We start from the raw sequence: 26,402 nt of genomic DNA, 5'->3' as shown, positions 1-26,402 counted from the left end.
GTGGATAAATCCATCCTTGTCGTTCCTGCCGAACCAGCTTTGTGAACGAAGCTTGCGCATGTCCTGTCTCCCGGAAACCTTCGTGATGAGGTGATGCCGTATCTATTAGAATCGTCCTGGCGCGAGTTGTGCTCGTATTCTGAGCTTAATTGGCCGTGGCTTAATGGTAATCAATGAAAGGGCATTGCGCCTATAAGCATGCAGGTGCCTTCAAGATTCGCAACTTAGAGTCTCATCTCACGGATCGTCGAAATGCCGTCATACGTGATAGCAAAAGGCACGGTAGACACCGCACCTTTCGACGTGTCGGCCAAAAATTGACGATAATGTTCCCAAGGAACGATTACAGGTCGTGCTCCGTCGTCGGAGACGCCGCCGAATCTAAAAAAAAACATGAGACGACTGCTCCTCGCTGCGTTGGCAGCCACTTCTTTCGTGACCTGCGTTCATGCGCAAAGCAACGCGTCCGGCCCGCTCGTCACGCCCTCGGGCAACCTGCAATTCGTGCGTGTCGACCACGATTTCGTCGGGATGCTCGACAAGGAAGTTTTCGATCGCTTCGGCGCAAACACGCTCAGTCATTTCGATGACGTCGGCAGCGCAGATGACACCGTCACGCGCATGCTCGTGCAAACTGAGTCCGGCCCAGTGCTGTACGACTTCCGCCACCATCCGCCGCTTGTGCAACGCTCGGGTAAGCGCATGACGGTCAAGCGCGTGTTCTGGCAAGGCGATGAAGTCGTGATGCAAAGCTCGCAAGGCTGGTTCCGATTCCAACGCGGCGTGCTGACGAAGCTGCAGTCGTCTACGACGACGTATCATTGAATCCGCGCTCGTCGGTGATGACATACATCGCTTCACGATGTCAGGCACGTCTCGATCTCGACACGGCGGAGTCTGGAAAAGCTCATGTCATTACTCCGTCGTTGCAGGTTTTTCCACACTGCATCGACATAGGAAATGCACGGCAAACATCAAAATCACGCACACCTGGCGTTTCGGATGCCGCAGTCGATGCACGCCCAGCGGCCGGCGCCACTCTGCGGTATAAATGCCGTCTCGCCCCATTCGCAAAGCCCCTAAACCTCCATGCCCCACTACTTCTACGACCCCGCCACCGGTCATGGCCTCCCGCACGATCCGTTCAAAGCCATCGTCGCCCCGCGTCTGATCGGCTGGATTTCCTCGCGCGACGCCGAAGGCACATTGAACCTCGCGCCCTATAGTTTCTTCGGCGCGTTCGCTACCTTTCCGGCGATCATCGGCTTCTCCAGCGAAGGCCGCAAAGACAGCGTCGCCAACATCGAAGCCACCGGCGAATTCGTCTGGAACCTCGCCACCAAGCCACTCGCTGAGCAGATGAACCGCTCGTCAGCGCCAGTCGCGCCGCACGTCGACGAATTTGAACTCGCGGGCCTCACGCCGGCACCGGGCCGCAACGTGGCCGTGCCGCACGTCGCCGAATCGCCGGCGGCGCTCGAATGCAAGCTGCTGCAAGTGGTGCGTCTGCATACGCTCGACGGCAAGCCGATGGACAACTATCTATCGCTCGGGCAGGTGGTCGGCGTGCATATCAACGAGGCGTATCTGAAAGATGGCCTGTTCGACACCCACGCAGCGCAGCCGATCATGCGCGCCGGCTACCGCGCCGACTACGCGGAAATCGGCGACATGTTCCAGATGTTCCGCCCGACCGCATAACGTCACCGCGCTTGAGAACACGTCGCGCCGCGTAAGGCGACGCGACGTCCACGGCATTGCCTCGGAATCGCGCAAAAGCAAAAAAACAGAGTCCGCGCACTGGCCCGCTTGATGCTTGCAACCGACGCTCCACTGCGTCGTTTTCAATGCCGGCTCACTCGCGAGGAGCGCGATCATGTCCACCGAATTCGCCACGCAATTCAGTCATGTCCGTCCGCAAGACACGTCCTATGAGGATCAGGGCTTGCGCGACTTTTTTCTCTACCGCGATTTAGGCATCGCGCAGGCGACCGGCGACAAGGTGCTCGCGCAACTCGTCAAGGCGAATCACGCACCAGAGCAAGGCACTGGCTGGCACCGTCATGAGGCCGATTTCCACATTGTGATCATGTTGAAGGGCTGGGCGCGCTTCATGTATGGCGACAAGGAGACGCTCGTTGCCGCCGGCGATTGCGTGCATCAGGCGCCGGGCATCGTCCACTATCTGTTCGACTACTCGGAGGATATGGAGTACATCGAAATCGTCTCGCCGGCCGATTTCAAATCCATCGAAGTCGAAGGGCCGTGCGAGGTGCCCGCAGTGACGCCTTGGAAGAGCGTCGCGGCGTAGCGAAGCCAACAGCGGCCGCCTGTTTGCTGGTGTAGCGCGAGGACTACGCAATCAAGCAAGCCGCCGCCAACAACAACTCATTGCGTCGCTGGCGGCCGCCTGCGCGAAGCACGCGGCGCCTGCGGCTTGATGGCAGCCGTTGAACCCGTACTCGACGTGGCGCTCGATCCATTCGACCCGACCGACGTCGCCGCATCCCCATTCACATCGACCACCGCCGTCGCCGCCGCGGGAGTGACTTCTGCAGCCGCCGCAGCAGGCACCGGCTGGATCGTGCGCGCGCGCGAACTCACCAGCACCGCACGCGGTTCGTTGTCGTAGATCACGGCGCGCACGCGCGGGTAAATGTGCCGCTCCCAGCGGTGTCCATTGAACACGCCGTAATGTCCCACGCCGGTCTGCACGTGATGGGTTTTCAAATATGGCCGCAACTTGTCGCACATGTCCTGCGCGGCGAGCGTCTGCCCGACGGCGCAGATATCGTCCTTCTCGCCTTCCACGGTGAGCAACGCCGTGCGGCGAATCTTCGACGGTTCGACGAGACGCCCTCGCACTCCGAGCGCATGCAACGGCAGTGCATGCCGCTGAAACACCGTATCGACGGTTTCCAGATAGAAATCGGCGGTCAGGTCCATCGTCGCGAAGTATTCTTCATAGAAGGTGTGAATCGTGTCGGCCTTCGCCGGATCGCCTTTGGCGCGTTCGTAATGCATCGTCTCGAACGAGTCGAGATGCCGGTTGAGATTCATCGCCATGAACGCGGTCAATTGCACGAAGCCCGGATACACGCGTCGATGCGCGCCCGCAAAACCGAACGGCACCGCGCTGATCAGATTCTGCTCGAACCACTCGATCGGTTTGCTTTTGGCGAGTTCGTTGACGCGAGTCGGGTTGATGCGGGTATCGAGCGGACCGGCCATCAGCGTCATGCTCGCCGGTTGCGCGGGATGATCGTCGGCGGCCATGAGCGCGACCGCGGCCAGCGCGGCGACGGTCGGCTGGCACACGGCGAGCAGATGCGCGCCGGGTCCGATCGTTTCGGTGAAGTCGATCACATGCTGCACGAATTCGTCGAAGCCGAAGCGGCCCTGGCTCAACGGTACGTCGCGCGGGTTGTGCCAGTCGGTGATGTAGACGTCGTGTTCGGCAAGCATGGTGCGCACGGTGCCGCGCAGCAGGGTGGCGAAGTGGCCGGACATCGGCGCGATCACCAGCACCCGGGGCTGTGGCGCCGACGGCTGGGTCTCCTTACGGAAATGCAACAGCGAACAGAACGGCGTGTGCGCGGCGACTTCCTCGACGACCGGCACGGATTTCCCTTCCGATATCACGCTGTCGATCTCGAACGGCGGCCGCACGGGCGTGAGTCCGGCCAGCGTCAACAGCTCGCAGGCCGCACGGATCGAGCGTCCGTGCGACGTCTCGCCGAACGCAGGCCACGCGTCGAGCGAATGATTCACCAGCGAAGCGCCGTGCCGCATCGGCAGCATGATGTCGGCGAAAGCCTGGTATGTAGGATATGCGAACAGGTTCATAACCTTCGCACGAATGCTGAAAAGGAAGGAACCCAAATAAAGGCAAGTCATGTGCCATGCATGCATACGCACGGGTGCAGCCGTGCCCCTACGTTGGCATAGCATTTGCGCGAGTCGGGGCAACGGGCCGAATTTGCCGCGCTTTGGTGCGCGCGCGCACGGCAACGTGCACGCATGGCGCCAGGCGTCGACCGAACGCCTCATCTGGAGGAGAATCGTATGGCGAATACCACGCTCACCATCAGCAGCAAGAATTATTCGTCATGGTCGTTGCGCGGCTGGCTGCTGGCCAAGTTCAGCGGCTTGCCTTTCGAAGAGATCGTGATGCCGATCGACGACCCTGCGGCGCGCGCTGAACTTCTGCTGCTGTCGCCGTCCATCCTGGTGCCATGCCTCGTTCATGACGGCATCAAGGTCTGGGACACGCTGGCGATTGCGGAATATCTGAACGAACTGAAGCCGGACGCGAAGCTGTTGCCCGACGATATTCGCGCCCGCGCGCATTGCCGCTCGATCTGCGGCGAGATGCACTCGGGTTTCGGTTCGCTGCGCTCGGCTCTGCCGATGAACCTCAAAGCGCACTTTCCGGGCTTCAAGGTGTGGGCGCGGGCGCAGTCGGATATCGACCGCATCGTGACGATCTGGAGCGAATGTCTGAAGCAGTACGGCGGGCCGTTTCTGTTCGGCGAGCGCACCGCGGCGGACGCGATGTACGCGCCTGTGGTGACGCGTTTCGTGACCTACGACGTCAAACTCGATCCGGAGATCGTCGAGTACGGACAGCGGATCATGGCGCTGCCCGAGATGCAGGAGTGGATCGCCGACGCGCAACAGGAAGTGGAAGAGATCGACGAGCTGGACGTCGAGTTCTGAAGAAGCCGGGCGGCGCCGCTGCCGCAACAGCGGGCGGCGTTCGGCGCGATAAGCCATACTGCAGCGCGCCGCGCCGGCCCCGACTGCGCCTCAATCGCGTCCGCTTTCCAGTTTGAACACGCTGACCACTTGCGCGAGACGCGCGGCCTGATCGCGCAACTCGGCCGCCGCGAGTTCGGCCTCGCCGACAATCGTCGCGTTCTGCTGCGTGGCTTCGCCGATCTGCGTGACAGCGAGATTCACCTGCTCGATGCCGCCCGATTGCTCGCGCGACGCGACGCTGATCTCGCCCATGATCGCGCGCACCTGGCCGACCTGTTGAACGATGCCCTGCATCGTCGAGCTGGCTTCTTCGGCGATCTGGAAACCGCTTTGCACGGTCGCCGTGGACGTCGCGATCAGACTCTCGATCTCCTTCACCGAAGTCGCGCTGCGCTGCGCCAGCGCGCGCACTTCCGAAGCCACGACCGCGAAGCCCTTGCCGTGCTCGCCGGCGCGTGCCGCTTCCACCGCTGCGTTCAGCGCGAGGATATTGGTCTGGAATGCGATGCCTTCGATCACGCTCGTGATCTCGGCGATCTTCTGCGACGAGCGGCTGATCTCGCCCATCGTCGACACCACGCGTTCGACGGCGCGGCCGCCTTCGAGCGCGGCGTCGGCGGCGCGCGTGACGAGCGTGTTGGCTTGCGCGGCGTGGTCGGCGTTCTGCTGCACGGTCGAGGTGATCTCTTCCATGCTGGCCGCCGTTTCCTCGAGGCTGCTCGCCTGCGTGGCGATCCGCGCGGCGATATTGCCGCTGCCGGTGGCGATCTTTTCGGTGCCGTGCGACATATCCGTCGATGCATTGCGCACTTGCGAAACGATGCGCGCGAGACCTTCGCCGATGCCGTCGATCGACTGCATCAGGCGGCCGATTTCATCGGCGCGCGCGTTCGCGCCCTTCGCCACGCGCACGCTCAGATCGCCCGAGGCGAAACGTTCGGATGCCTTGGCGGCTTCTTCGAGCGGGCGGCTTACGAGGCGTCGCACCGCAAAGAGAAACACGGCTGCGAACACGCCGACGAGCACCAGGCCAAGCAGCAGGAATTCATTGCGCGTGGTGATGACGTCAGCCATCACTTCGTCGCGCGGCGCGACGCCGCCCACTAGCCACTGCCATTCCGGCACGGTAACGAACGACACGAACTTGTCGCGCGAGCCGCGCTCGCCGAGCGTTGCATCGGCCGAGCTGTATTCGAGCTGGCCTTCCTTCATGTCGAGCATCTGTTGATACGGCGCGTTCGCGTTGTCGGCATTCTGGCCGGCGGCGGCCGGATGCACGATCAGCTTGCCGCGATCCGCGCCGCTCGACGCGTTGACGACGAAGTAGTAGCCGCTGTCGCCGATCTTCAGGCTGCGAATGCCGTCCTGGACCGACTGAATTTCCTTGTCCACGTTCACGCCGACGAACAGCGCGCCGATCACGCGGCCGCTTGCGTCCGTGATCGGCCGGTATTGCGTGATCAAACGTTTGCCGAAGAGCGCGGCGAGTCCGGTGTAAGGCTTGTTCGCGAGCAGCAGCGCGTAGGCCGGCGCCTTGCGGTCGAGCAGCGTGCCGATGGCGCGCGAGCCGTCCTGTTTCTTCAGCGATGTCGTGACGCGCACGAAATCATCGCCGCTGCGCGCGAAGATGGTGGCCACCGCGCCGCTGCGTTCTAGAAACAGATCGGGGATGGAAAAGTCCATGTTCAGGACTTTGTCGCCCGCCTTGATGGTCGGCGTGGCGACGCCGTCGATGTCGACCTTCTGGGTCTCGTCGAGCGTGTAGCCGGTGGGCAGGAAGCTCGCGAACAGCGACATCGAGCGATCGACCTCGTTCGACAAGGCTTTGTCGAACAGCTTGATCATCGCGGCGATCGAGCGGTCTTTATCGGCGATGCGTTCGAGCACCTGATCGCTGATCTGCTTGCCGGCGGTGCGGGTGAGCGCCCACGTGAACGCGGCGAAAATCAACGCCACCAGCACGCACGAAAGTACGGCGAGCCGCGCGCCGACGCTGGCGCGGCGCAAAGAGAGAAATTCCATGGACGTTTGCAGAGTAGAGGAGGACAGGCGAGGCGCGAGCCATGCGTAGGCATGCCCGGCATCGATGCCTTGTTTACGGCTGCGGTGTCCGCTTTCTTTAGAATTTTGAAAGCGCTTCGTAATTGGTCGTGCTGCCAGCGGCGCTTAGGTCCCGTACCGCGCTCAGTCCGCCGAACTGCGCTGCGTGCTGCGCTAGGCGCGCAGCAATAGCGCGTTGGTGACGACGGTGTAAAAGGCCCCGTCGCGTGCGGGGCATTTCTGTCCGTGTTCGCTCAGCGCGCCGAACGATCCTGCGCGCCACGCCAAGTGCGCAGCAGCAGCGCGTTGGTCACGACGCTCACGCTCGAAAACGCCATCGCCGCGCCGGCGAGCATCGGGTTCAGCAAGCCGAAGGCGGCCAGCGGAATCCCGATCAGGTTGTAGACGAACGCCCAGAACAGGTTCTGCTGGATCTTGCGCCACGTCTTGCGCGAGATGTCGATGGCGTCGGCCACGAGCGCCGGATCGCCGCGCATCAGCGTGATGCCGGCCGCGTGCATCGCCACATCGGTGCCGGTCGCCATCGCGATGCCGATGTCGGCGGCGGCGAGTGCGGGCGCGTCGTTGATGCCGTCGCCTGCCATCGCCACGATGCCGGCGCTGCGGATCTTCAGGTCGCGAATCACGTGGGCCTTGTCGTCGGGCAGAACTTCAGCATGGAATTCGTCGATGCCGAGCGCCTTGGCCACGCTCGCCGCGCTGCCGCGGTTGTCGCCGGTGACGAGCACGCTCTTGATGCCCATTTGCGCCAGCCGCTCGACGGCGGCACGTGCCGTCGGTTTGACGGTGTCGCCGAAAGCGATCAAGGCGAGTGCCGCGGGCGCTTGCGGATTGCGCTGCATGAGCCACGAAACGGTGTTGCCCGCGGCTTCGAGTTCGTGAGCGCGTGCAGTGAGCACTGCCGGCAAGTCGATGCCGAGTTCGTTGAGCCAGCGTGTGCTGCCCAGCGCGAGGGTGCGTCCGTCGACTTCCGCTTCGACGCCGCGGCCTGCGACCGCGCGCGCGGCGCTCGCCTGGCGGGCGAGAGTCTGAACGGATGCGTCCGCGTCGCTACCATTCGTCTGCGCCGCTTCATACGCCTTGACCACCGCGCGCGCCAGCGGGTGATCGCTATGGCGCTGCACCGCCGCGGCCAGCGCCAGCGCCTCGTCGCGGCCGATGCCGCCGATCGGCTCGAACGCCGTCACCGAAGGCTGGCCGAGCGTCAGCGTGCCGGTTTTGTCGAACGCGACGATCGTCACGCGATGCGCGGTTTCCAGTGCTTCGGCGTCTTTGATCAGCACGCCGTGCCGCGCCGCGACGCCGGTGCCGGCCATGATGGCTGCCGGCGTGGCGAGGCCAAGCGCGCACGGGCACGCGATCACCAGCACGGCGACCGCGTTCAGAATCGCGGCTTCGCCGCCAGCGCCGGCGATCAACCAGCCCACTAGCGTGAGCGCGGCAATCGCCAGAATCGCCGGCACGAAGATTTCGCTGACCCGGTCGACGAGGCGCTGGATTGGCGCCTTCTCGGCCTGCGCGCTTTCCACGAGCCGGATGATTCGCGCGAGCGTCGTTTCCGCGCCGATCGCGGTCGTCGTCACGGCAATCGCGCCTTCGCCGTTGATCGAGCCGGCCGTGACCGCGTCGGCCACCTGCTTCGGCACCGGCAGGCTTTCGCCGGTGATCAGCGATTCGTCGATATGCGTACGGCCTTCGAGCACCGCGCCATCGACCGGGACGCGTTCGCCGGGACGCACGATCACCACCGTGCCGACGCGCACTTGCGCGAGCGGCACGTCGCGCTCGTCACCGCCGACGCGAATGCGCGCCCGATCGGGACGCAGCGCATTGAGGGCGCGGATGGCGTCCGTGGTCTGGCGCTTGGCGCGCGCTTCGAGCCACTTGCCGAAGCGCACCAGCGTGATCACGACCGCCGACGCTTCGAAATACAGATGCATCATGTCGCCCGGATGGGTCGCCAGTTCGTAGACGCTGATGCCATACGCCGCCGACGTGCCGAGCGCCACCAGCAAGTCCATGTTGCCCGCGCCGGCCCGCACGGCACGATAGGCCGCGCGATAGAAGCGCGCGCCGAACACGAACTGCACGATCGAGGCGAGCGCGAGTTGCAGCCATGGCGAGAGCATCGCGTGCAGGCCGAACCATTCGCCGACCATCGGCGCGACGAGCGGCAGCGTCAGCACGGCGGAGGCGAGCACGGCTGCCAGTTCGCGGCGGGTCTGGTCGCGCTTGCGGTCGGTGGGTAAGGCGTGGTCGGCTTGATCGGCCGCTGCCGTTTCATCCGGCGGCACGATCAACGTCGCTTCGTAACCCGCTTTCTTGACGGCGGCGATCAGCGCGTCCGGCGCGGCAGTCATGCCATCCAGATTGACGGTTGCGGTTTCGGTCGCCAGATTCACCGACGCGCCGACCACGCCCGGCACTTTCGCCAGCGCCTTTTCGACGCGCATCGCGCACGAGGCGCAAGTCATCCCGCCGATCGCCAGTTCCGTCGGCTGCTGCGCAACGAGTGGCGCGGTCTCCGTGGCGGCGAACAGCGTGGCGTCGTAGCCCGCCTTGCGCACGGCGTTGGCGAGCGTGTCGGGATCGACCGTGGCGTCGCTTTCGATGCGCGCTCGCTCCGTGGCGAGATTCACCGACGCACGCGTGACGCCCGGCACTTTGGCGAGCGCTTTCTCGACGCGCAGCGCGCACGAGGCGCAAGTCATTCCGCCGATGTCGAGTTCGGCGGTCCGGGCGGAAGGGGCGGCAGCGTCCGTGGGGCGCTGCGGGTCGGCAAGTTCTGTCATGGTAGGCAAGGCTCGTGGCGGCATCGGGCCGCGTCATGAACCCAGTATTGACCTTCCCATGATGGGAAGGTCAAGGGCGAATTGCAGGGCGCGCTTCAGGGCGCCGATACTTCGCCGAAACGCCCGCTCAGAAGGCCGGCGGCGCGTCCAGCATGGCCTGGCCGACGGCCTGCTGTTCGTCGCTCGAGCGTGTCAGCAGGGTTTCGGCCGCGCCGCGCCGGTCCTCCGCCGCCTTGTTCTGGCCGAGTTTCCACTTGCCGACCAGCCGCGTCACCTCGATCTCGATGCCGACGATCGCGCCGAGCATCTGGGAGATGAAGTCGGCGGGCGCGTCGCCCATCTTCCACGGCACCGGTTCGCCGGCTTCCATCTTGCGCGTCAGACGCGCGACCAGGCCGCGCACGAACGACTCCTCGTCGCGCACGACGATCCGGCCATGAGCGTGCACCACCATATAGTTGTAAGTCGGCACCTGCCGATGCGCCTCGTGCTTGCTCGGATACCAGTTCGGCGAGATGTAGGCGGCCGGACCCTGGAAGATCACGAGCGCATCCGGGTTCGCGGCCGCTTCCTGCCACACCGGGTTCGCGCGGGCGACGTGAGCGCGCAGGATGCCGTGCGTTTCACTGGCCGCGGACGGGACTTCGAACTCGAACGGCACATGGTTCGCGTCGAGCCCGTTCGGTCCGTTGGTGATCAGCGCGCCGAAAGGCTGCTCGGCGATCAGGCGATGGAGAACCTCTGGGCGGTTCTCTTCGAAATGGGCGGGCATATACATAAAGCGCTCCGGATACGAGGGGGCGAAAGAGCAGCGATGAAAGGTCGCCCAAGGCGTGGGGCGCCGGGGTGGATGTAACAAAAAACGTCAACCGTACCGCAAAAGGACGGCGTGCGCGCGCGAACCCGCGCTATTCCTGCCTTTGCGCTTGCCTGGTAATCAAGGATACGATACAACCCGATGTTGTCGGCATCGCGAACCGCGGACTGGCTGCGTTGGGCTTTGGGAGGCCGCGCAAACAGGGTTCGCCGCACGCCGGCGTCTCCCTTAGGACCACCCGTTCCGCCACCTGAACGAATGATAAAAAATCGCCGAGATTTGTTTTCGATTCACTGGACCTGCGCATCGTTCGCAGGCCTCGCATTTCTGGCCGGTTGCGCGTCGACCCCCACTGCGACACAAAAATCCACTGGCTGGATCAAGGACGAAGTCGCCGACTCGTACGTATTCGGCTACCCGCTGGTGCTGATGGGCGTCGCGCGCGATGCGGCGGTCGGTACCGATCCGGGCCAGGCGCCGCTCAATACGCTGCGCCACGCGCAGGCATTGCCGCCGATCGGCGCGTCCAATCCGATACGGCCGAGTCTCGATACATTCGATTCGACCGGCTGGCTGGACGTCGGCAGCGAACCGGTGATCGTTTCGCTGCCAGACTCGCACGGCCGCTATGTCGACGCCCGCGTGCTCGACATGTGGACCAATGTGGTGTGGTCCACCAGTTCGCAGTTCGCCACGCGTGCGGCGGGCATCAAGGCGCAGGCGATCGCCTTTGTCGGTCCGGGCTGGCAAGGGGATTTGCCCAAAGGTGTGACGCGCGTCGACGTGCCGACCCGCAATGCATGGGTGAGCGTGCGTATCCAGTCGAACGGCACACGCGATCTGACGGCGGTTCGTAAGCTGCAGCGCGCGATTCGCGTCGCGCCGCTGAGCATCTACGCGGGCGACGGCCGCTCCGCCTCGATCACACCGCCGCGCAGCAATGCCGCCGACGCGGCAGCGGCCGCGTCCGGCACGCCGGCCGCGCAAGTCGCCGCGCTCGACGCGAACGGCTTCTTCACGCGACTCGCGCAGGCTTTGCCTGACAATCCGCCGACGCCGGCCGATCCGCACGCGCTCAAATTTCTCTCGGACCTCGGTGTGACGCCCGGCGAGCCGGTCAAGCTGCCGAACGCGCCGGAGGCCATCGCGGCCGGTCTCGCCGACGGTCATGAACGTGTCGTCTCGCCGCCATCCAACTTGCTGAGCGGCAACGGCTGGAGCTGGTTCGGCGACGGCGTGGGCAACTACGGTCCCGACTACGCGATGCGCGCCTATGCCGCTTACGCGCAACCCGGCATCGGCACGAAAGACGACGAAGCTCGCGCGGTCGCCACCCAGGACAGCGACGGTCATGTGCTCAACGGCGCAAACCGTTACGTGATCCACTTCGCGCCGAATCAGTTGCCGCCGGTGCGCGGCTTCTGGTCGATCACCGCCTACACGAAGGATGGCGCGCTCGGTGAAAGCGCGCCGGCGCGTCTGGCGGTCGGCGACCGCAACGGCGCGCGCCGCAATCACGACGGCTCGCTCGACGTGACGGTGTCGTCCGCTCGCGGCAAGAGCGGCAACTGGCTGCCGGCGCCGCGTGCCGATCTGCAACTCGTGTTGCGTCTGTATGCGCCCAAGCCGCAAGCCACCGACGGCAGTTGGCAACCGCCGGCCGTCGTGCGTCAGTGATACCTGCGTGTCCATGACGTGACAGCCGCGCATCAGTGACGAGCGGTTAGCGCATCGCGAAACGCATGTCCGCCGCATCGACTCGGAGGACATGCGACGCTATCGCGCGGAGGAATGTGTAAGCCACGCCTTACATTTATATCCGACGAAAGATTCACGACTTATACTGCCGCTTGCGGGATTTTCGTTTTCGCGGCGGGCTTGCCGCCGCACTACCCAAGACCGAGCATGGCAAGCCTCAATAAAGCATCACTAGCCTCGTCCATGCAGACCGTGCGCGATGTCGCGCAGTCACGCCGCACCCGGCGTGTCATTACCGGTCTGCTGATCTTCGTTGTACTGTTTGGTCTGCTGGGCTTCTTCGCGGCGCCGCCGATGATTCGCCACATTGCCGAACAACAGCTCAGCAAACAACTCGACCGCGCTGCCACCATCGGCCGCATTGCGCTCAATCCGTACACGCTCAAGCTCGAAGCCGATCGTGTGCATATCGGCGAGCGCGGCGGCGCGGGCGACTTCGTGGATATCTCGCGGCTCATCGTGCAGCCGTCGTGGAGTTCGCTGTTTCGCGCGGCGCCGATCATCGACGAAGTGCAGCTCGATTCGCCGCGCTTTCACATTGTTCGCTACGATGCGCAGCGCTTCAATTTCACCGACCTGATCGAGAAATTCGCGAAGCAGCCGACCAAGCCCGATAGCAAGCCGACTCTGTTCTCCGTATCGAACATTCGCCTCGAAAACGGCCAGATTACGTTCGACGACAAACTGCTCGGCGCGACGCATGTGATCGATCAATGGAAGCTCGGCGTTCCGTTCATCGCCACGCTGCCGTCGAAAACCGATATCTTCGTCGAGCCTTTGCTGCGTGCGAGGATCGACGGCAGTCCGCTTGCCATCGACGGCAAGACCAAGCCGTTTGCCGCGTCGCGCGAGTCGGAAGTGTCGTTGCGCTTCGACGGGCTCGATGTGCCGCGCCTCATGTCGTACGTGCCGACCAAACTGCCGGTGATCGTGCAGTCCGGCAAACTGTCCACCGATCTCAAGCTCAACTTCGTGGTCTCCAACGACGCGCCTTCGTTGCGCGTGGCGGGCACCGTCGATATGAACGACGTGGACGTGCAGGATCAGAGCAAGGCGCCGTTCTTCGCGGCGCGCGCGGTGCATGTGGCCGCCGCCACGCTCGAGCCGTTGAAGAGCCTCTATCACTTCGACGAGATCCGCATCGAGGCGCCCACCGCCAATCTTGCGCGTGATAAAGACGGCGTGGTGAGCGTCGAGAAGATGTTCGCGCCCGCGCCCGCATCTGAAGCGGCTGCGGCGCAACCGGCCGCGAGCGCGCCGCTTGCGGCGTCCGGTTCGAAGGCCACCGAAAAGACGGCGCCGCCGCTGGATCTGTCGATCAAACGCTTCTTGCTCAATGACGGCACCGTGAATGTTCACGACGCCGCCGCCTCGCGCCCAATGGACGTCGGCCTGCAAAAACTGGCCGTGACGCTGACCGATTTCTCGACGCTCGCCACCGCGCCCGCGCACTACACGCTGAACACCGATTTCAAGAATGCCGGCGGCTCGCTCGGCGTGGCCGGCGCGTTCGGCCTCGTCGCGAAAACGGCCAGTGCGAAGCTCGATCTGAAGTCGTTGAAGCTGCCGCTGCTGCAACCGTATATCGACACCGCGACTGTTGCGCAGATCACGGACGGCGCGCTTTCGGCCAGCGCCAATGTCGGCGCGAACTGGTCGAAGTCGCCGGTTGCGGTGATGGTCACCGATTCGCAACTGGACCTGCAATCGCTGAAAGTCGGGACGCGCGAGAGCAAGGATCCGCTGATCTCGCTCGCGCAAGGCAGCGTGAAGCTCAAGCAGGTGGATCTGGCGGCGCGCACCGCCGAGATCGCCAGCGTCGATACGACCGGCCTCGCGGTCGACGCGCAGCGTCTGAAAGACGGTAGCATCAACCTCGCGGCGCTTGCCGGCCAGCACGAAGCGGCGCAGCGGCGCACCGCGATTCACGCGGTCAAGAAGGCGCAGGCGGAAGGGCCCGCATGGCACTACAAGATCGGCGAGCTGACTCTGAAGGACGCCACCGCCAATTTCATCGACAACACCACGCCGCAGCCGGTGAAGCTGAACATCACGCCGCTGCAGCTAAAGGTGCAGAACATCAGCGACGACCTGAGCCGTCCGCTGCCGGTCGATCTGCAGGCGACGCTGAACAAGAAGGGCACACTCGGCGTCAAGGGCGACGTCACGGCGACGCCGCTCAAGGTGGCCGTCAAGGTGAACGCCAACCGGCTCGACGCGGCGGCCTTCGAGCCGTACTTCGGCAGCAAGCTGAATGCGGTGATCGCGAGCGCGCTGCTCAATGCGAACGGCGACCTCGCGTTGAATCAGGCGAAGTCGCTGAAAGCGACCTATCACGGCGACGTGGCGCTCGTCGAAGTCCGTATGCTCGACAAGGCGACCTCCGATCCGTTCGCGGGATGGGGCTCGCTTGCGTTGTCCAACCTTAAGGCGGACTACGACGAGCACGGCACGGTGGTCGACGCGGGCCGCGTCACGTTCACCAAGTTCTATGGACGCGTGCTGCTCGACGCGCAGGGCAAGCTTAATCTCAAGGACGTCGTCGCGCATGAAAGCGGCGCAGCGCAATCGCTGACGCGCGACAAGAGCGGCGCCGAGCCCGTGCCGTTGACACCGCAAGCGGCATCGACAGTCGCGGCTGCGCCTGCGCCGGCCTCGTCGACCGCGCCCGCCACGGTGACGGCGGCTACGCCGCCGCAAAGCCCGGTCAAGCTCCACTTCGGTCAACTGGTGCTGCAACAGGGCCGCGTGACGTACACCGACAACTTCATCAAACCGAATTTCACGGCGAATCTGGTCGGCATTCAGGGCACGGTCGGCGCGTTCGGCACGCAATCGACCACGGCTGCGCCAGTCGACATCGCCGCGAAACTGGCGGCCAATGGTCCGTTGTCGATTCGCGGCACGGTCAATCCGCTGATTGCGAAGCCGGCGCTCGATCTGACAGCGGTCGCGCACGATATCGAACTGACCAATCTCACGCCGTATTCGTCGAAATATGCCGGGTATCCGATCACCAAGGGCAAGCTGAACGTCGATCTGCACTACAAGCTGGCGAACGATCAACTGGACGCGAACAATCATATTTTCATCGACCAGCTCACGTTCGGCGATCACATCGACAACGATACGGCGACCAAGCTGCCCGTGCGTCTCGCGATCTCGCTGCTGAAGAATTCGCGCGGCGAGATCGACGTGAACCTGCCGGTGTCGGGCTCGCTTGCGAATCCTGAGTTCAGTATTGGCGGCCTGATCTGGCATGCCGTGCTCAATCTGCTCCAGAAGGCGGTGACCGCGCCGTTCTCGCTGATCGCCAACGCATTCGGCGGCAGTGGCGAGGAGTTGGGCTATGTCGAGTTCGAACCCGGCTCGGCGAAACTGACCGACGCCGACACCCAGAAACTCGACACGATCGTGAAGGCGCTGTCCGATAAACCGTCGATCCGCATGGACCTGATCGGCCGCGTCGATCCGGCCGTCGACGAACCCGCGTTGCGCACCGGCTATGTGGACCGCCTCGTCAAGCAGCAGAAGATCAAGGACGTGGTGGGTAACGGCGAGAGCGTCGACTTGTCGACCGTCACCGTCGACCCGAAGGACTACGACAAGTATCTGAGCAAGGCCTACAAGTCGGCGGACTTCAAGAAGCCGCGCAATTTTGTCGGCTTGACCAAGAGCTTGCCGGACGACGACATGAAGAGCGCGCTCGCCGCCAACGCCCCGATCGATGAGGCCAGCCTGCGCCAGCTCGCACAACAGCGCGCGCAGAGCGTGCAGCAATATCTGGACGGCAAGATCGACAGCAGCCGCGTGTTTATCGTCGCGCCTAAGCTGAATGCCGACGGCATCAAGGATAAGGGCGCGACGACGCGGGTCGACTTCGGCTTGAAGTGAGCGTGGTGAGGCCTGGCGCTTCGTGCGTCAGGCAGAATCCGGTGTTTTTCTTGAGCGCGCTGTGTTGAACATAGAACGTTGAACGTTGAGTGCACCGTCGCCGGCCGCGCATGCTCGCGGCGGCGTGTGCTCAAGCGGCGCGCGTCGGCGCCTTCAACGCGGTTTGCTCGATCACGCGCGCGAGCGTGTCGAACGCGGGGCCGATCTTGTCGTTCGGCACGCACGCATATCCGAGCAGCAGTCCACGCCGCGCGGGCGTATCGCTGCTGTAATAGCTTGCGAGCGGGCGCACGATTACGCCGGCGTCGTAAGCGGCGGCCGTCACCGCGCGATCGTTCGCGTGATCCGGCAGGCCGAGCACCAGATGCAGACCGGCCTCGTCGCCCATCACCGGCAGTTCGTTGCCGAAACGCGCGGTGATCGCGTCGATCAGAATCTGCCGGCGTTCGCCGTACAGCGCGCGCATGCGCCGAACGTGCGAGGTGAGATGGCCGTCCATGATGAAGTCGGTCATCACCGCCTGCTGCATCAACTGACCTTCGCGATACAGCTCGGCGACGCCCGTGCGGAACGTGTCCACCAGATGCTCCGGCGCGATCATGTAGCCGATCCGCAAGCCCGGAAACAGCATCTTTCCCAGGCTGCCGACATAGATCACCTGGCCGGCGTCGTCGAGTCCTTGCAGCGACGCGAGCGGACGGCTGCCGTAGCGGAACTCGCTGTCGTAGTCGTCCTCGATGATCCACACGTTATGCTGGCGCGCGTATTCGAGCAGCGTGCGACGGCGCGCGAGGCTCATCACCATGCCGAGCGGATACTGATGCGACGGCGTGACGAGTGCGAGCCGCGGCGGCTGTTGCAGATCCTGTTCGCGCGGATTCAGGCCTTCGTCATCCACCGGCACCGGCACAAGGGTAATCCCCGATGACTGGAGCACGCTGCGTGCGCCCCAATAGCACGGTTCTTCCACCCACGCGCGGTCGCCGACATCGGTCAACAGACGCACCGCCAGATCGATCGACTGATGAATGCCCGTGGTGATGATGATCTGGTCCGGCGTGCAGTTCACCGAGCGCGCCACACGCAGGTAGTCCGACAACGCCCGCCGCAATGGCCGGTAGCCGCCGCCGGGCGCGTAGGTGAGCAGATCGGGATTGGCTTCCTTCCACAAACGCGCCTGCAGACGGCTCCACGTGCGCGCCGGAAATTCCGCGACGTCGGGCACGCCCGGCATGAACGCGCCCCACTGTTTCGCGGAAACGCCGGCTTTGTCGATCAGACGGCGTCCGCGGGTCGACAGATCGCTGAGGTCGCGCTTTGGCGGCTTGGGGCTTTCCCTGGCTGTACTGCCTTCTTTGTCGACGCTCGCCACGGCCGGCTTCCTGCGCATATTCACCGCGGCCGTGTCCGGCCGCGTGTCGGCGACGTAGGTGCCGCTGCCGGTGGTCGAGATCACATAGCCTTCGGCGGTCAACTGGTCGTAGACGTGCAGCACCGTGTTGCGCGCAATGCCGAGGTCTTCGGCGAGCGTGCGCGAGCTGGGCAGCTTGGTGCCCGGCGGCAGCTGGCCGGTCAGGATAGCCTGCTGCATGAGCCGCAACGTCTGCCGGTAGACCGGTTCGGCGGCCGCGCGGTCGAGCCGCGCGACAAGCCAATCCGACAAAATCACGGTGTCCAAGTGGTTCTATCCGGAATAATGAAATGGTTCCATATTGTAGAACCGTAACGGTCTATAGTGAGCCACGCAATTGCTGCAATCCCGCTGCTTTGCACGGGAGCCAGCCGGACCGCAGAGGAGACTTGGACGATGAAAACCGAAGACGTGATCGTCAGCTTTCGAGGTGTGCGAAAGACCTACGACGGCGAAACGCTGGTCGTCAAACAGCTCGACCTGGATATCTATCAGGGCGAATTTCTGACGCTGCTCGGGCCGTCCGGTTCGGGCAAGACCACCTGTCTGATGATGCTGGCGGGTTTTGAATTTCCCACCGGCGGCGAAATCTGGCTGGATGGCACGCTGCTCAATACCGTGCCGCCGCATAAGCGCAACATCGGCATGGTGTTTCAGAACTACGCGCTGTTTCCGCATCTGACGGTCGAGCAGAACGTCGCGTATCCGCTTACCGTGCGCAAGATTTCGGCGGAAGAGCGCGCGCATCGCACGAATAACGCGCTCAAGATGGTGCGCATGGAGAGCTTCGCAAAGCGCTATCCGGCGCAGCTTTCCGGGGGCCAGCAGCAGCGTATCGCACTTGCCCGCGCGCTGGTGTTCGAGCCGAAGCTCGTGCTGATGGATGAGCCGCTCGGCGCGCTGGACAAACAGTTGCGCGAACACATGCAGTACGAACTTAAATCATTGCACGAGAAACTCGGCGTCACGTTCGTGTACGTCACGCACGATCAGGGCGAGGCACTGACCATGTCCGATCGCGTCGCCGTGTTCGATAAAGGCATCGTGCAGCAGCTCGATACCGTGGACCGGCTGTATGAATCGCCGTGCAATGAGTTCGTGGCGAACTTCATCGGCGACAGCAACAAGCTGCGCGGCACGATCGCGAATGTCGACGGCGAGTATTGCGAATTTCACCTGATTGACGGCACGCGCCTCACCGGCCGCAATATCGGCGGCGCGCAAGCGGGTACGCCGGCGGTCGCGTGCATCCGGCCCGAGCGCATGAAGCTCGCCAACGGTTTGTCGCGGCCGGGCGCCAATGCGCTCGCCGGTGAAGCGCGCGGGCTGATCTATTTCGGCGACCACGTGCGCATGCGTTGTGGTCTGCCGCAACAGGACGAGTGCTTCGTGAAGGTGCCGCTCGGCACCGGCGTGCTCGACACCTTCGCGCCCGGCGCACCGGTCGCACTCGAATTCGCACCCGAGCATCTGCGGGTTTTCGCAGGGGCGTGAACGCGTCGAACGCGCAAGATGTTCGACGCAGGCAGGGCAAGTCAAGCAGCACATAACAAAGTCGCACTGAACGTATGAAGCACACCACCAAAGGAGAGCAACACACCATGAGCAAGATCGGGAAATCGCGCTGCGCCATCGCTGTCGGTGCTGTGGCGCTCGCGCTGGGCGCCGCGCAAGTCAATGCGGCCGAATTGACGGTCGTCAATTTCGGCGGCGCGAATGGCGACGCGCAAAAGGTTGCATTCAACCAGCCGTTCGAAAAGGAGACCAGCAACAAAGTCACCGCCGTCGAATACAACGGCGAGCAGGCCAAAGTGAAGGCGATGGTCGAAGCCAAGCATGTGAACTGGGACGTGGTGGAAGTCGAATCGGGCGATATCGGCCGTGGCTGTGATGAAGGGCTGTACGAGAAACTCGACTGGTCGAAGATCGGCAAGAAGGCGGATCTGATTCCCGAAGCACCGCAAACTTGCGGTGTGGGCTTCTTCGTGTGGTCGACGGCGCTCGCGTACAACGCTGACAAGCTGAAAACGGCGCCGGCCGGCTGGGCCGATTTCTGGGACGTGAAGAAATTCCCGGGTAAGCGCGCAATGCGCAAAGGCGCACGCTACAACCTCGAATTCGCGCTGATGGCCGACGGCGTGCCGCCGAAGGACGTCTACAAGGTGCTCGCCAACAAGGAAGGCCAGGACCGCGCGTTCAAGAAGCTCGACGAACTGAAGCCGAACATCCAGTGGTGGGAAGCGGGCGCGCAGCCGCCGCAATTCCTCGTCGCGGGCGACGTGGTGATGTCCACTGCGTATAACGGCCGGATCGACGCCGCGCAGAAGGAAGGCAAGAACCTGAAGGTGGTGTGGAACGGCAGCATCTACGACCTCGACTACTGGGCGATTCCGAAGGGCACGCCGAACAAGGCGCTGGCCGAGAAGTACATCGCCTATTCGATTTCGTCGAAGCCGCAACAGGACTATGCGCACAACATCGCGTACGGTCCGGTGAATGTGGCGGCTATCAAGGCGCTCGATCCGAAGACGCTTGCGAATCTGCCGAACTCGCCGGCTAATGGGAAGAATGCGGTGCTGCAAAACCTGGCGTTCTGGACCGATCATGGCGATGAGTTGGAGCAGCGGTTTTCGTCGTGGGCTTCGAAGTAGTTAGTGTTGTGTGAGGGCGTGGTGGGTTCGATGCCGCCGCGCCTTCGAGTTGTGAAATGACGCGCGCGCATGCAGTACCCAAGTGCGCGCGCTTCCAAGGTAAAGCAGGAGACAGGTGTGACTACGATGACGATCGCTGCCGATTCGACGCCTGAATCAAGTGGCCGACTCAAGCGCGAGCTGAAGGCCGCGGAAGCCAGGAAGCGGGCCATGGCCCTGCTGCTGATCGCGCCGCTCGCGATTTTTCTGCTGCTGATTTTTGTCGTGCCGATCGGCGCGCTGCTCACGCGCGCCGCGCAAAATCCCGAAGTCGTCAACGCGCTGCCGCATACGCTGGCGTCGTTGAGCGCGTGGGATCGCAAGACACCGCCGCCGGATACCGCGTATGCCGCGCTGGCTGTCGACCTCGCCGCGATCGCCGACAGCGACGGCATGGGCGCACTCGCACGACGCCTGAACGTGGAGATTCCGGGCTACCGTTCGCTGGTCGCCAAATCCGCGCGCGCCATGCCGTTTGTCGACGACAACAGCAAGCCCTTGCAACTGACGCCCGCCCAGATGCACGCGAAATTCGCCGAGCTTGACGAACGCTGGAACGACGTCGCGTACTGGCAAGCCATCGCGAAAAATTCCGGCGCGTATTCGCCGTTTTATCTGCTGGCTTCGCTGGACCACAAACAGGACGCGTTCGGTCACATCATTCCGACCGACCCTGATCAACAGATTTATCTCGCCGTGTTCAGCCGCACCTTTGTGATCGGCGCGGCAGTGACGTTCTTCGCGCTGCTACTCGGTTATCCGCTCGCCTACTGGATTTCGACGCTGTCCGAACGTCGCGCGAATCTGGTGATGATTCTCGTGCTGATTCCGTTCTGGACCTCGATCCTCGTGCGCGTTGCGGCATGGATCGTGATTCTGCAAAGCGAAGGGCTGGTGAACAAGGCGCTGGTCGGCAGCGGGCTGTTGCACGATCCGCTGGCGCTGCTGTTCAACCGGACCGGCGTCTATATTTCGATGACGCACATTCTGCTGCCGTTCATGATCCTGCCGCTCTATAGCGTGATGAAGTCGATCCCGCCGACCTATCAGCGCGCCGCGATTTCTCTCGGTAGCCATCCGTTCGCCGCGTTCTGGCGTGTGTATGTACCGCAGACCTATCCGGGCATCGGCGCAGGCGCGTTGCTGGTGTTCATTCTGGCAATCGGCTACTACATCACGCCGGCCTTGCTCGGCGGACCGAACGATCAGATGGTCAGCTACTACGTCGCGTACTTCACCAACGTGACCATCAACTGGGGCATGGCGTGCGCGCTCGGCGGCTTGCTGCTCGCCGCGACGCTGGTGCTGTACGTCATTTACGGGCGCTTCACGCGTTCGTCACTGAGCCTCGGCTGAACGGAGTCTATTGCGATGAAACTTGCCAAGCCTTTGTTCGCGCCGCATACGTCTTTCGTCGAACGCGTGTGGTATTTCGCGTTGCGTGCGCTGGCGGTGCTCACGCTCCTGTATCTCATCTTGCCGGTGCTGGCGATCGTGCCGCTGTCGTTTTCGTCGAGCACATTTCTGGTGTATCCGATTCCGGGCTGGTCGTTGCGCTGGTATCAGAATCTGATCGCGTCCGATGAATGGCGCATGGCGGCCAAGAACAGCTTTATCGTCGCGCCCTCGGCGACGGTGGTTGCGACCGTGCTTGGGACGTTGGCGGCAATCGGACTGACCAAGGCGAACTTCCGCGGCAAAGGGCTGCTCATGGCGATCCTGATCTCGCCGATGATCGTGCCGGTGGTGGTGGTCGGCGTCGGCATGTACCTGTTCTTTGCACCGCTTGGGTTGGCCAATACCTACATCGGTCTGATTCTCGCGCATGCGTCGCTCGGCGTTCCCTTTGTCGTGACGACGGTGGCGGCGACCTTGCAGGGCTTCAACTACAACCTGGTGCGGGCGAGTTTGTCGCTGGGCGCAAATCCGGTGAAGACGTTTTTCCGTATCACGTTGCCGGTAATCGCACCGGGCGTGATTTCGGGCGCGCTGTTCGCATTTGCGACTTCATTCGATGAGGTCGTCGTGACGCTGTTCCTGGCGGGCGCGGATCAGACTACGTTGCCCCGACAGATGTTCACCGGTATCCGCGAAAATATCAGCCCGACCATCGCCGCGCTGGCGACCATTCTGATTATTTTTTCCACCAGCCTGTTACTGGCGCTCGAGTGGCTGCGTGGGCGAAATGCAGCGCGGGCAGTCAAGGTCTGAGTATCTGCTGATGACAGATTTTATTTGAAACGCATCACAATTAACATTTTCCTGACGCTAATCTAAGATTGCTCCCATTCCCTATGCATCAGCATATCTTCATACTCGTAGCCCTCGATAAGAAGATGCGCTCGACGCGGGGAATCAATGAAACACCAGCTAATGGTGCTTGTGTGCGCGCTAGCCTTAACGGCCTGCGCGGACCACGGCGCGCGTGACCGGCTTGGCGTTCAAGACGCCACCCTATTGCATAGCGGATTCGGCGTCACTCAGGACGAAGCCGCGGGCGCGGTCAACTCACAATGGATCAGCACCTACGCGCCGGTCGTAAGCAGCGGCACGGCGTTGGCACTACTGCAGACGCGGCTCGACCGTTTGCCGGGCGATAAGAACGGCTATTTTCAAGCCAAGGCACAATGCTGGATCAATGCCGCTCAACAGGCGCGGCAAGCCGACGATCACTGGGGCTTCGTCGAAGAAGCGATTGGCCAGGCAGCCATGATCACGATGAGCCTCGAGAACGGTGCGCCGTTATCGGCTGTCAATCCCGCGCTGCGTACCGTGTCCACGGTGCGCCCCGATCTTTGGAAGATCGTCAATACCATCAAGTCGGATCCCGCTGTTGCGCAATGTCCGCAGGCGCTGCCGCCGCTTGCTTGTGCCGAAGTCGAGCTGATGCAAAGCGGGCATGACGCATGGCGACGCAGTTTCTCCAACGCCGAGAAACGCCTGCCTGAAGTGCAGGACAACTTGCGTCAGTCGGCGGAAACTGCGCTGCAATGCAAGCAGGCTGTACAAACGCCGACGTCCGCTCCGGCGCCCGCACGTGGTCCTGCCTCCGCCTCAGCTGCGAATTCGCCGCGGACGATCGCGTTAAAGACCGATTCTCTTTTCCGTTTCAACGGCGGTGACGCCGCCGCGATATTGCCCGCCGGCAAACGACAGTTGAACGACGTGGCAATGCGTTTGAAGAAGATTCCTGCCATGTGTGAGTTGAAGGTCACCGGCTACGCTGACCGCCTCGGCGACAAGTTTTACAACATCGGTTTGTCCATGCAGCGCGCGTACACAATCGAGCGGTATTTGCGAGCGCGCGGCGTGAGCTTGCCGATGACCGCGCAGGGCAGAGGCAGTGAGAATCCGTTGGTGGACTGCCAGCAAACGAAGCGAGATGTGTTGATGCGATGCCTCGCGCCGAATCGACGCGTCGAGATTGAACTCGTCGCGGTGGCCCCGTAGTGTGCCCTTGGGTGGAAAGCTAGCAAGCGTGCCGCACAGATCTATGCGTCTTCGACCTTGACGCTGCCAACGATCAATGTCGCAAAGCGTGTATTCAGGAGGATTAAGAAAAGTGTCAACTATTCTGGTTATCGACGACCATCCTGCGTTTCGTATGGTCATCAAAATGCAGCTCGTGCAATTGCTTGGCGTTGAAGAAGTGATCGAGGCCGATAACGGCCAGAGCGCTGTCGAGATGGCCCGCATACACACGCCAGAGCTCGCCATATTGGATCTCGACATTCCGCGCATCAGCGGACTCGATGTGATTCCCCGACTCAAGCTCGTTCATCCGCCGATTCGCGTGATGGTGCTGTCGAGTCACGATCCGGCGACGTTCGCGCCGCGCGCGATGCGCTCGGGCGTGCATGGTTTCGTCGGCAAGTCGCAGGAAATGAAGGAGATCATGCGCGGGGTAGAGGCGGTGCTGGCAGGCTATACCGTGTTCCCGGTGACGACTAATGGCGGCGGTATGGCGTTCGCTGCTGGGGAGGGAGGTGAAGAAGCCAGGATCGGGCTGCTGTCGGATAAGGAGCTCGTGATTCTGCAGATGCTTTCGAAAGGCATGTCGAATAAGGCGATTGGGGATGCCTTGTTTATCAGCGACAAAACCGTCAGCACATACAAAAGCCGTATCCAGGAGAAACTCGGCCTTTCGTCGTTAGCAGGTCTCATCGAGTTCGCGACTTTGCACCGTTTGGTCGAGTAGGTTTGTGGGCTATGAATACTGCGAGTCTGTCTCGTTCCTCTGCGTCCACATGGAGCCAAACGCTTAAAGATCTGCTGGATGCCGCGCCTGTAGAATCTCGCGCGTTTGTCCTCGAAGAGAGCGCGACGAACCTGCGCGAGCTCATCGATGGTGTTTTCGCATTGCTCATCTCGTTTGCATCTCGTCGCGATTTGCACCTGCGTGCGAACGTCGACCACACTGTCGCCGAAACGATTCGCGCCGACGGTGCCCGGTTAGGCCAAGTCCTTTTCCATTTGCTCAACCGAACGGTCCAACTCAGCGCGCAGGGAGAGATTTCGCTCGTCGTGTGGGCGCAGTCGTTGAATTCGGGCTCGCAACGTATCTTTATCAGCGTGGTCGGCGGTGCGGATAAGCATGCTGCCGTCGCGCCGTCGCAGCCTTCGGCTCCAGTCGCTGGTGACTCACAGGTAGCCAAGCGACTCGCCGACGCCGACGCGTGTTTGCCACTCTGCACACTACTGGCGCAGTGCATGCACGGCGAGCTTTCCATCGCGACCAGTTCAGAGAAGGGCCCTCGCGCGACCTTCAACGCGCTGTTCGCCGTCGAACAACAGGAGCCATCCGCGGGAACGGCTAGCGGCAATGCACAAGCGCCTTTTCTTCGGAACACCACGCAGCCACGGGACGTTTCCGCAAGCGCCTCGTTTGAGCCCTTTGAAAGCCGTTATCTGGATGCTCTATCCGAAGAGGGAGTCGATCTTCACGCGTTTCTCAACAACTGGCGTGAGGCAATGAATGAAGACCTCGAGCGTCTCAACGCCTTGCATCGTGAAGGCGACTTCGATCATTTCCATAGCGTGCTGCATCGGTTGAGCGGAGCAGTGGGCCTCGTCGGTGCGCGCAGTTTGATGGAGGCGTTGCGGCGTGCGAGTACGTCGCCCCTGGAACACAGCACCGGCTCAATCGACGCGCTAACGGCGCGCGCCAGAACCCTGGTCACGCAACTCGACGCAACGTCGCGCGCATACCGGAGCACCTCACAATGAATCGACCGCTTGCCTTGATCGAAGGCGACTTGGCGCTTCCAATTCCGCGGCCGTTCGATGTCTTGCCGCCGCCTTTCGGTTCAAGGCGTCGGCAGGTCCAGACCATGGCACAACGCGAACCGCAACCCGCGCCACTCACCGCTGCACAACAGGCAATCCAGGATGCGGTACAACACCCGTCGCCGCCAGCACGTCGTGGACCAGTACCACCCGGTGTGAAGTTTCTTTTTTTCTACAAACTGCCGGCGCAACGCGACCATTCTCATCGGTTTGCGGAGCAGTTGGCCGAAGCCAGGTACTACCTGAATATGGGTCAAGTGCGCCCGAGGTCGACCCGTTCGGATCATATGCTGGGAGCGGCGATCTTCGCGGGCTGCAGCATTGCACTGGCCTGGCTGCTGGCCACCTGTACGACGCACGATGCCGACAGGACGACAGCCACGACTACGGCTGCGGCTAAGTCGATAACGCAGCCGGTTGCGTCGGCAGACGGAAGTACGATGGCGCCTGATCCACGCGAGCGTGCCAAACCGGCACAGCCGCCGGTCGAATTCACCCGCGCGATCGCGCGAAGCATACCCTTGGCCGCTAGTTCGCCGAAGGCGACGAGTCCCATCGCTGTTCCTACGCCAAACACAGCGAAGGCGAGCGAGGTTTCTCGCGAGCCACCGAAGCCGCAGCATGTCGAAAGCCTTGTGCCGCGTCCAACCGCCCGAGTGTCTATGCATCAGGACACTGCAAGCCAAGCCGCAAAGCCTCGCCATCGGGTCCCAGTCACACACCTCAGCAAACTGCAAGCGGACGAACGCCCGGCACCAAGCCACACGGCCAAGCCATCCGGACCCGGACAACCGTCCACGTCGCAACAACCCGATTGGACCGCGCGCCCTACGTCCGCAACCGACACAGCGGAGCGCGCCGCATTGCTCGATTGGGCGGCCCAGCAACGGCGCGCGAACATCACGACGCGGGCTCGCATCCCGGTGCCGAAA

At 62.8% G+C, this 26,402-nt stretch carries 19 protein-coding genes; 13 read left to right on the top strand and 6 right to left on the bottom strand.

The features are described 5' to 3' along the window. Positions 1–393 precede the first annotated feature (393 nt). From P0D73_RS11955 to P0D73_RS11945, 3 genes are all read left to right on the top strand, one after another. A complete protein-coding gene (locus P0D73_RS11955) occupies positions 394–825 on the top strand; it encodes a hypothetical protein (protein WP_408177665.1) in 432 nt (143 codons plus the stop codon). A 264-nt stretch (positions 826–1,089) separates the two neighbouring features. Beyond that, entirely contained in the window at positions 1,090–1,701 is a 612-nt protein-coding gene (locus P0D73_RS11950) for a flavin reductase family protein (RefSeq protein WP_408259572.1), read from the top strand. A 175-nt stretch (positions 1,702–1,876) separates the two neighbouring features. Beyond that, positions 1,877–2,311, top strand: coding sequence for a cupin domain-containing protein (locus P0D73_RS11945; RefSeq protein ID WP_408431461.1), 435 nt, complete (start codon positions 1,877–1,879; stop codon positions 2,309–2,311). A gap of 77 nt (positions 2,312–2,388) precedes the next feature. On the opposite strand, the gene P0D73_RS11940 is transcribed toward P0D73_RS11945, so the two are convergent. Continuing rightward, positions 2,389–3,846 (bottom strand): polyhydroxyalkanoate depolymerase, encoded by a 1,458-nt coding sequence (locus P0D73_RS11940; protein ID WP_408431459.1) that lies wholly within the window; start codon positions 3,844–3,846, stop codon positions 2,389–2,391. 219 nt (positions 3,847–4,065) lie between these two features. Between P0D73_RS11940 and P0D73_RS11935 the strand changes: the two genes are divergently transcribed. Next, on the top strand, positions 4,066–4,719 hold the full coding sequence (locus P0D73_RS11935) for a glutathione S-transferase family protein (protein WP_132383569.1): 654 nt from the start codon (positions 4,066–4,068) through the stop codon (positions 4,717–4,719). Between the two features lie 90 nt (positions 4,720–4,809). Here the strand turns inward: P0D73_RS11935 and P0D73_RS11930 are convergent, their stop codons facing one another. From P0D73_RS11930 to P0D73_RS11920, 3 genes are all read right to left on the bottom strand, one after another. Further along, positions 4,810–6,783, bottom strand: a complete 1,974-nt coding sequence (locus tag P0D73_RS11930; RefSeq protein ID WP_408431457.1) for a methyl-accepting chemotaxis protein — start codon at positions 6,781–6,783, stop codon at positions 4,810–4,812. Between the two features lie 272 nt (positions 6,784–7,055). Continuing rightward, complete coding sequence (locus P0D73_RS11925; RefSeq protein ID WP_408431455.1) at positions 7,056–9,614, bottom strand: heavy metal translocating P-type ATPase; 2,559 nt, start codon at positions 9,612–9,614, stop codon at positions 7,056–7,058. A gap of 127 nt (positions 9,615–9,741) precedes the next feature. After that, positions 9,742–10,392, bottom strand: coding sequence for an FMN-binding negative transcriptional regulator (locus P0D73_RS11920; RefSeq protein ID WP_408431453.1), 651 nt, complete (start codon positions 10,390–10,392; stop codon positions 9,742–9,744). Between the two features lie 297 nt (positions 10,393–10,689). On the opposite strand from P0D73_RS11920, the gene P0D73_RS11915 reads away from it, so the two are divergent. Continuing rightward, entirely contained in the window at positions 10,690–12,108 is a 1,419-nt protein-coding gene (locus P0D73_RS11915) for a DUF1254 domain-containing protein (protein WP_408313701.1), read from the top strand. 228 nt (positions 12,109–12,336) lie between these two features. Then, positions 12,337–16,083: a DUF748 domain-containing protein gene (locus P0D73_RS11910; RefSeq protein ID WP_408431451.1), complete on the top strand. Its 3,747-nt coding sequence runs from the start codon at positions 12,337–12,339 to the stop codon at positions 16,081–16,083. Positions 16,084–16,213: 130 nt separating this feature from the next. On the opposite strand, the gene pdxR is transcribed toward P0D73_RS11910, so the two are convergent. Continuing rightward, positions 16,214–17,761, bottom strand: coding sequence for a MocR-like pyridoxine biosynthesis transcription factor PdxR (pdxR, locus tag P0D73_RS11905; RefSeq protein ID WP_408431449.1), 1,548 nt, complete (start codon positions 17,759–17,761; stop codon positions 16,214–16,216). 129 nt (positions 17,762–17,890) lie between these two features. On the opposite strand from pdxR, the gene P0D73_RS11900 reads away from it, so the two are divergent. The 7 genes from P0D73_RS11900 (at position 17,891) to P0D73_RS11870 (ending at position 25,410) form a co-directional block, all read left to right on the top strand. Further along, a complete protein-coding gene (locus tag P0D73_RS11900) occupies positions 17,891–18,988 on the top strand; it encodes an ABC transporter ATP-binding protein (protein WP_408177674.1) in 1,098 nt (365 codons plus the stop codon). Positions 18,989–19,095: 107 nt separating this feature from the next. After that, on the top strand, positions 19,096–20,145 hold the full coding sequence (locus P0D73_RS11895) for an ABC transporter substrate-binding protein (RefSeq protein ID WP_408431447.1): 1,050 nt from the start codon (positions 19,096–19,098) through the stop codon (positions 20,143–20,145). Positions 20,146–20,262: 117 nt separating this feature from the next. Then, the gene (locus P0D73_RS11890) at positions 20,263–21,540 is read left to right on the top strand and encodes an ABC transporter permease (protein ID WP_342960207.1); all 1,278 of its coding nucleotides are present in this window, start codon (positions 20,263–20,265) and stop codon (positions 21,538–21,540) included. Between the two features lie 15 nt (positions 21,541–21,555). Further along, on the top strand, positions 21,556–22,395 hold the full coding sequence (locus P0D73_RS11885; protein ID WP_132383585.1) for an ABC transporter permease: 840 nt from the start codon (positions 21,556–21,558) through the stop codon (positions 22,393–22,395). A 147-nt stretch (positions 22,396–22,542) separates the two neighbouring features. Then, positions 22,543–23,634: an OmpA family protein gene (locus P0D73_RS11880; RefSeq protein ID WP_408177675.1), complete on the top strand. Its 1,092-nt coding sequence runs from the start codon at positions 22,543–22,545 to the stop codon at positions 23,632–23,634. Between the two features lie 112 nt (positions 23,635–23,746). After that, positions 23,747–24,382, top strand: coding sequence for a response regulator (locus P0D73_RS11875; RefSeq protein ID WP_408177676.1), 636 nt, complete (start codon positions 23,747–23,749; stop codon positions 24,380–24,382). A gap of 275 nt (positions 24,383–24,657) precedes the next feature. Further along, entirely contained in the window at positions 24,658–25,410 is a 753-nt protein-coding gene (locus P0D73_RS11870) for an Hpt domain-containing protein (RefSeq protein ID WP_408177677.1), read from the top strand. 343 nt (positions 25,411–25,753) lie between these two features. Here the strand turns inward: P0D73_RS11870 and P0D73_RS11865 are convergent, their stop codons facing one another. Next, complete coding sequence (locus tag P0D73_RS11865; protein WP_408313706.1) at positions 25,754–26,026, bottom strand: hypothetical protein; 273 nt, start codon at positions 26,024–26,026, stop codon at positions 25,754–25,756. Between the last annotated feature and the right edge of the window lie 376 nt (positions 26,027–26,402).

This window comes from Paraburkholderia sp. RL18-101-BIB-B (assembly GCF_046026985.1).
Lineage (GTDB): Bacteria > Pseudomonadota > Gammaproteobacteria > Burkholderiales > Burkholderiaceae > Paraburkholderia.
The sequence above is the reverse complement of the archived record's forward strand: the minus strand, read 5'-3'. Positions and strand labels throughout refer to the sequence as shown.

Excerpts from the sequence above, each read along its gene's own strand:
- P0D73_RS11920 (WP_408431453.1), bottom strand. The coding sequence starts at position 10,392 with ATGTATATGCCCGCCCATTTCGAAGAGAACCGCCCAGAGGTTCTCCAT.
- P0D73_RS11955 (WP_408177665.1), top strand. The coding sequence starts at position 394 with ATGAGACGACTGCTCCTCGCTGCGTTGGCAGCCACTTCTTTCGTGACC.
- P0D73_RS11950 (WP_408259572.1), top strand. The coding sequence starts at position 1,090 with ATGCCCCACTACTTCTACGACCCCGCCACCGGTCATGGCCTCCCGCAC.
- P0D73_RS11900 (WP_408177674.1), top strand. The coding sequence starts at position 17,891 with ATGAAAACCGAAGACGTGATCGTCAGCTTTCGAGGTGTGCGAAAGACC.
- P0D73_RS11945 (WP_408431461.1), top strand. The coding sequence starts at position 1,877 with ATGTCCACCGAATTCGCCACGCAATTCAGTCATGTCCGTCCGCAAGAC.
- P0D73_RS11935 (WP_132383569.1), top strand. The coding sequence starts at position 4,066 with ATGGCGAATACCACGCTCACCATCAGCAGCAAGAATTATTCGTCATGG.
- P0D73_RS11915 (WP_408313701.1), top strand. The coding sequence starts at position 10,690 with ATGATAAAAAATCGCCGAGATTTGTTTTCGATTCACTGGACCTGCGCA.
- P0D73_RS11930 (WP_408431457.1), bottom strand. The coding sequence starts at position 6,783 with ATGGAATTTCTCTCTTTGCGCCGCGCCAGCGTCGGCGCGCGGCTCGCC.
- P0D73_RS11895 (WP_408431447.1), top strand. The coding sequence starts at position 19,096 with ATGAGCAAGATCGGGAAATCGCGCTGCGCCATCGCTGTCGGTGCTGTG.
- P0D73_RS11925 (WP_408431455.1), bottom strand. The coding sequence starts at position 9,614 with ATGACAGAACTTGCCGACCCGCAGCGCCCCACGGACGCTGCCGCCCCT.
- P0D73_RS11885 (WP_132383585.1), top strand. The coding sequence starts at position 21,556 with ATGAAACTTGCCAAGCCTTTGTTCGCGCCGCATACGTCTTTCGTCGAA.
- P0D73_RS11910 (WP_408431451.1), top strand. The coding sequence starts at position 12,337 with ATGGCAAGCCTCAATAAAGCATCACTAGCCTCGTCCATGCAGACCGTG.
- P0D73_RS11940 (WP_408431459.1), bottom strand. The coding sequence starts at position 3,846 with ATGAACCTGTTCGCATATCCTACATACCAGGCTTTCGCCGACATCATG.
- P0D73_RS11865 (WP_408313706.1), bottom strand. The coding sequence starts at position 26,026 with ATGGGACTCGTCGCCTTCGGCGAACTAGCGGCCAAGGGTATGCTTCGC.
- P0D73_RS11880 (WP_408177675.1), top strand. The coding sequence starts at position 22,543 with ATGAAACACCAGCTAATGGTGCTTGTGTGCGCGCTAGCCTTAACGGCC.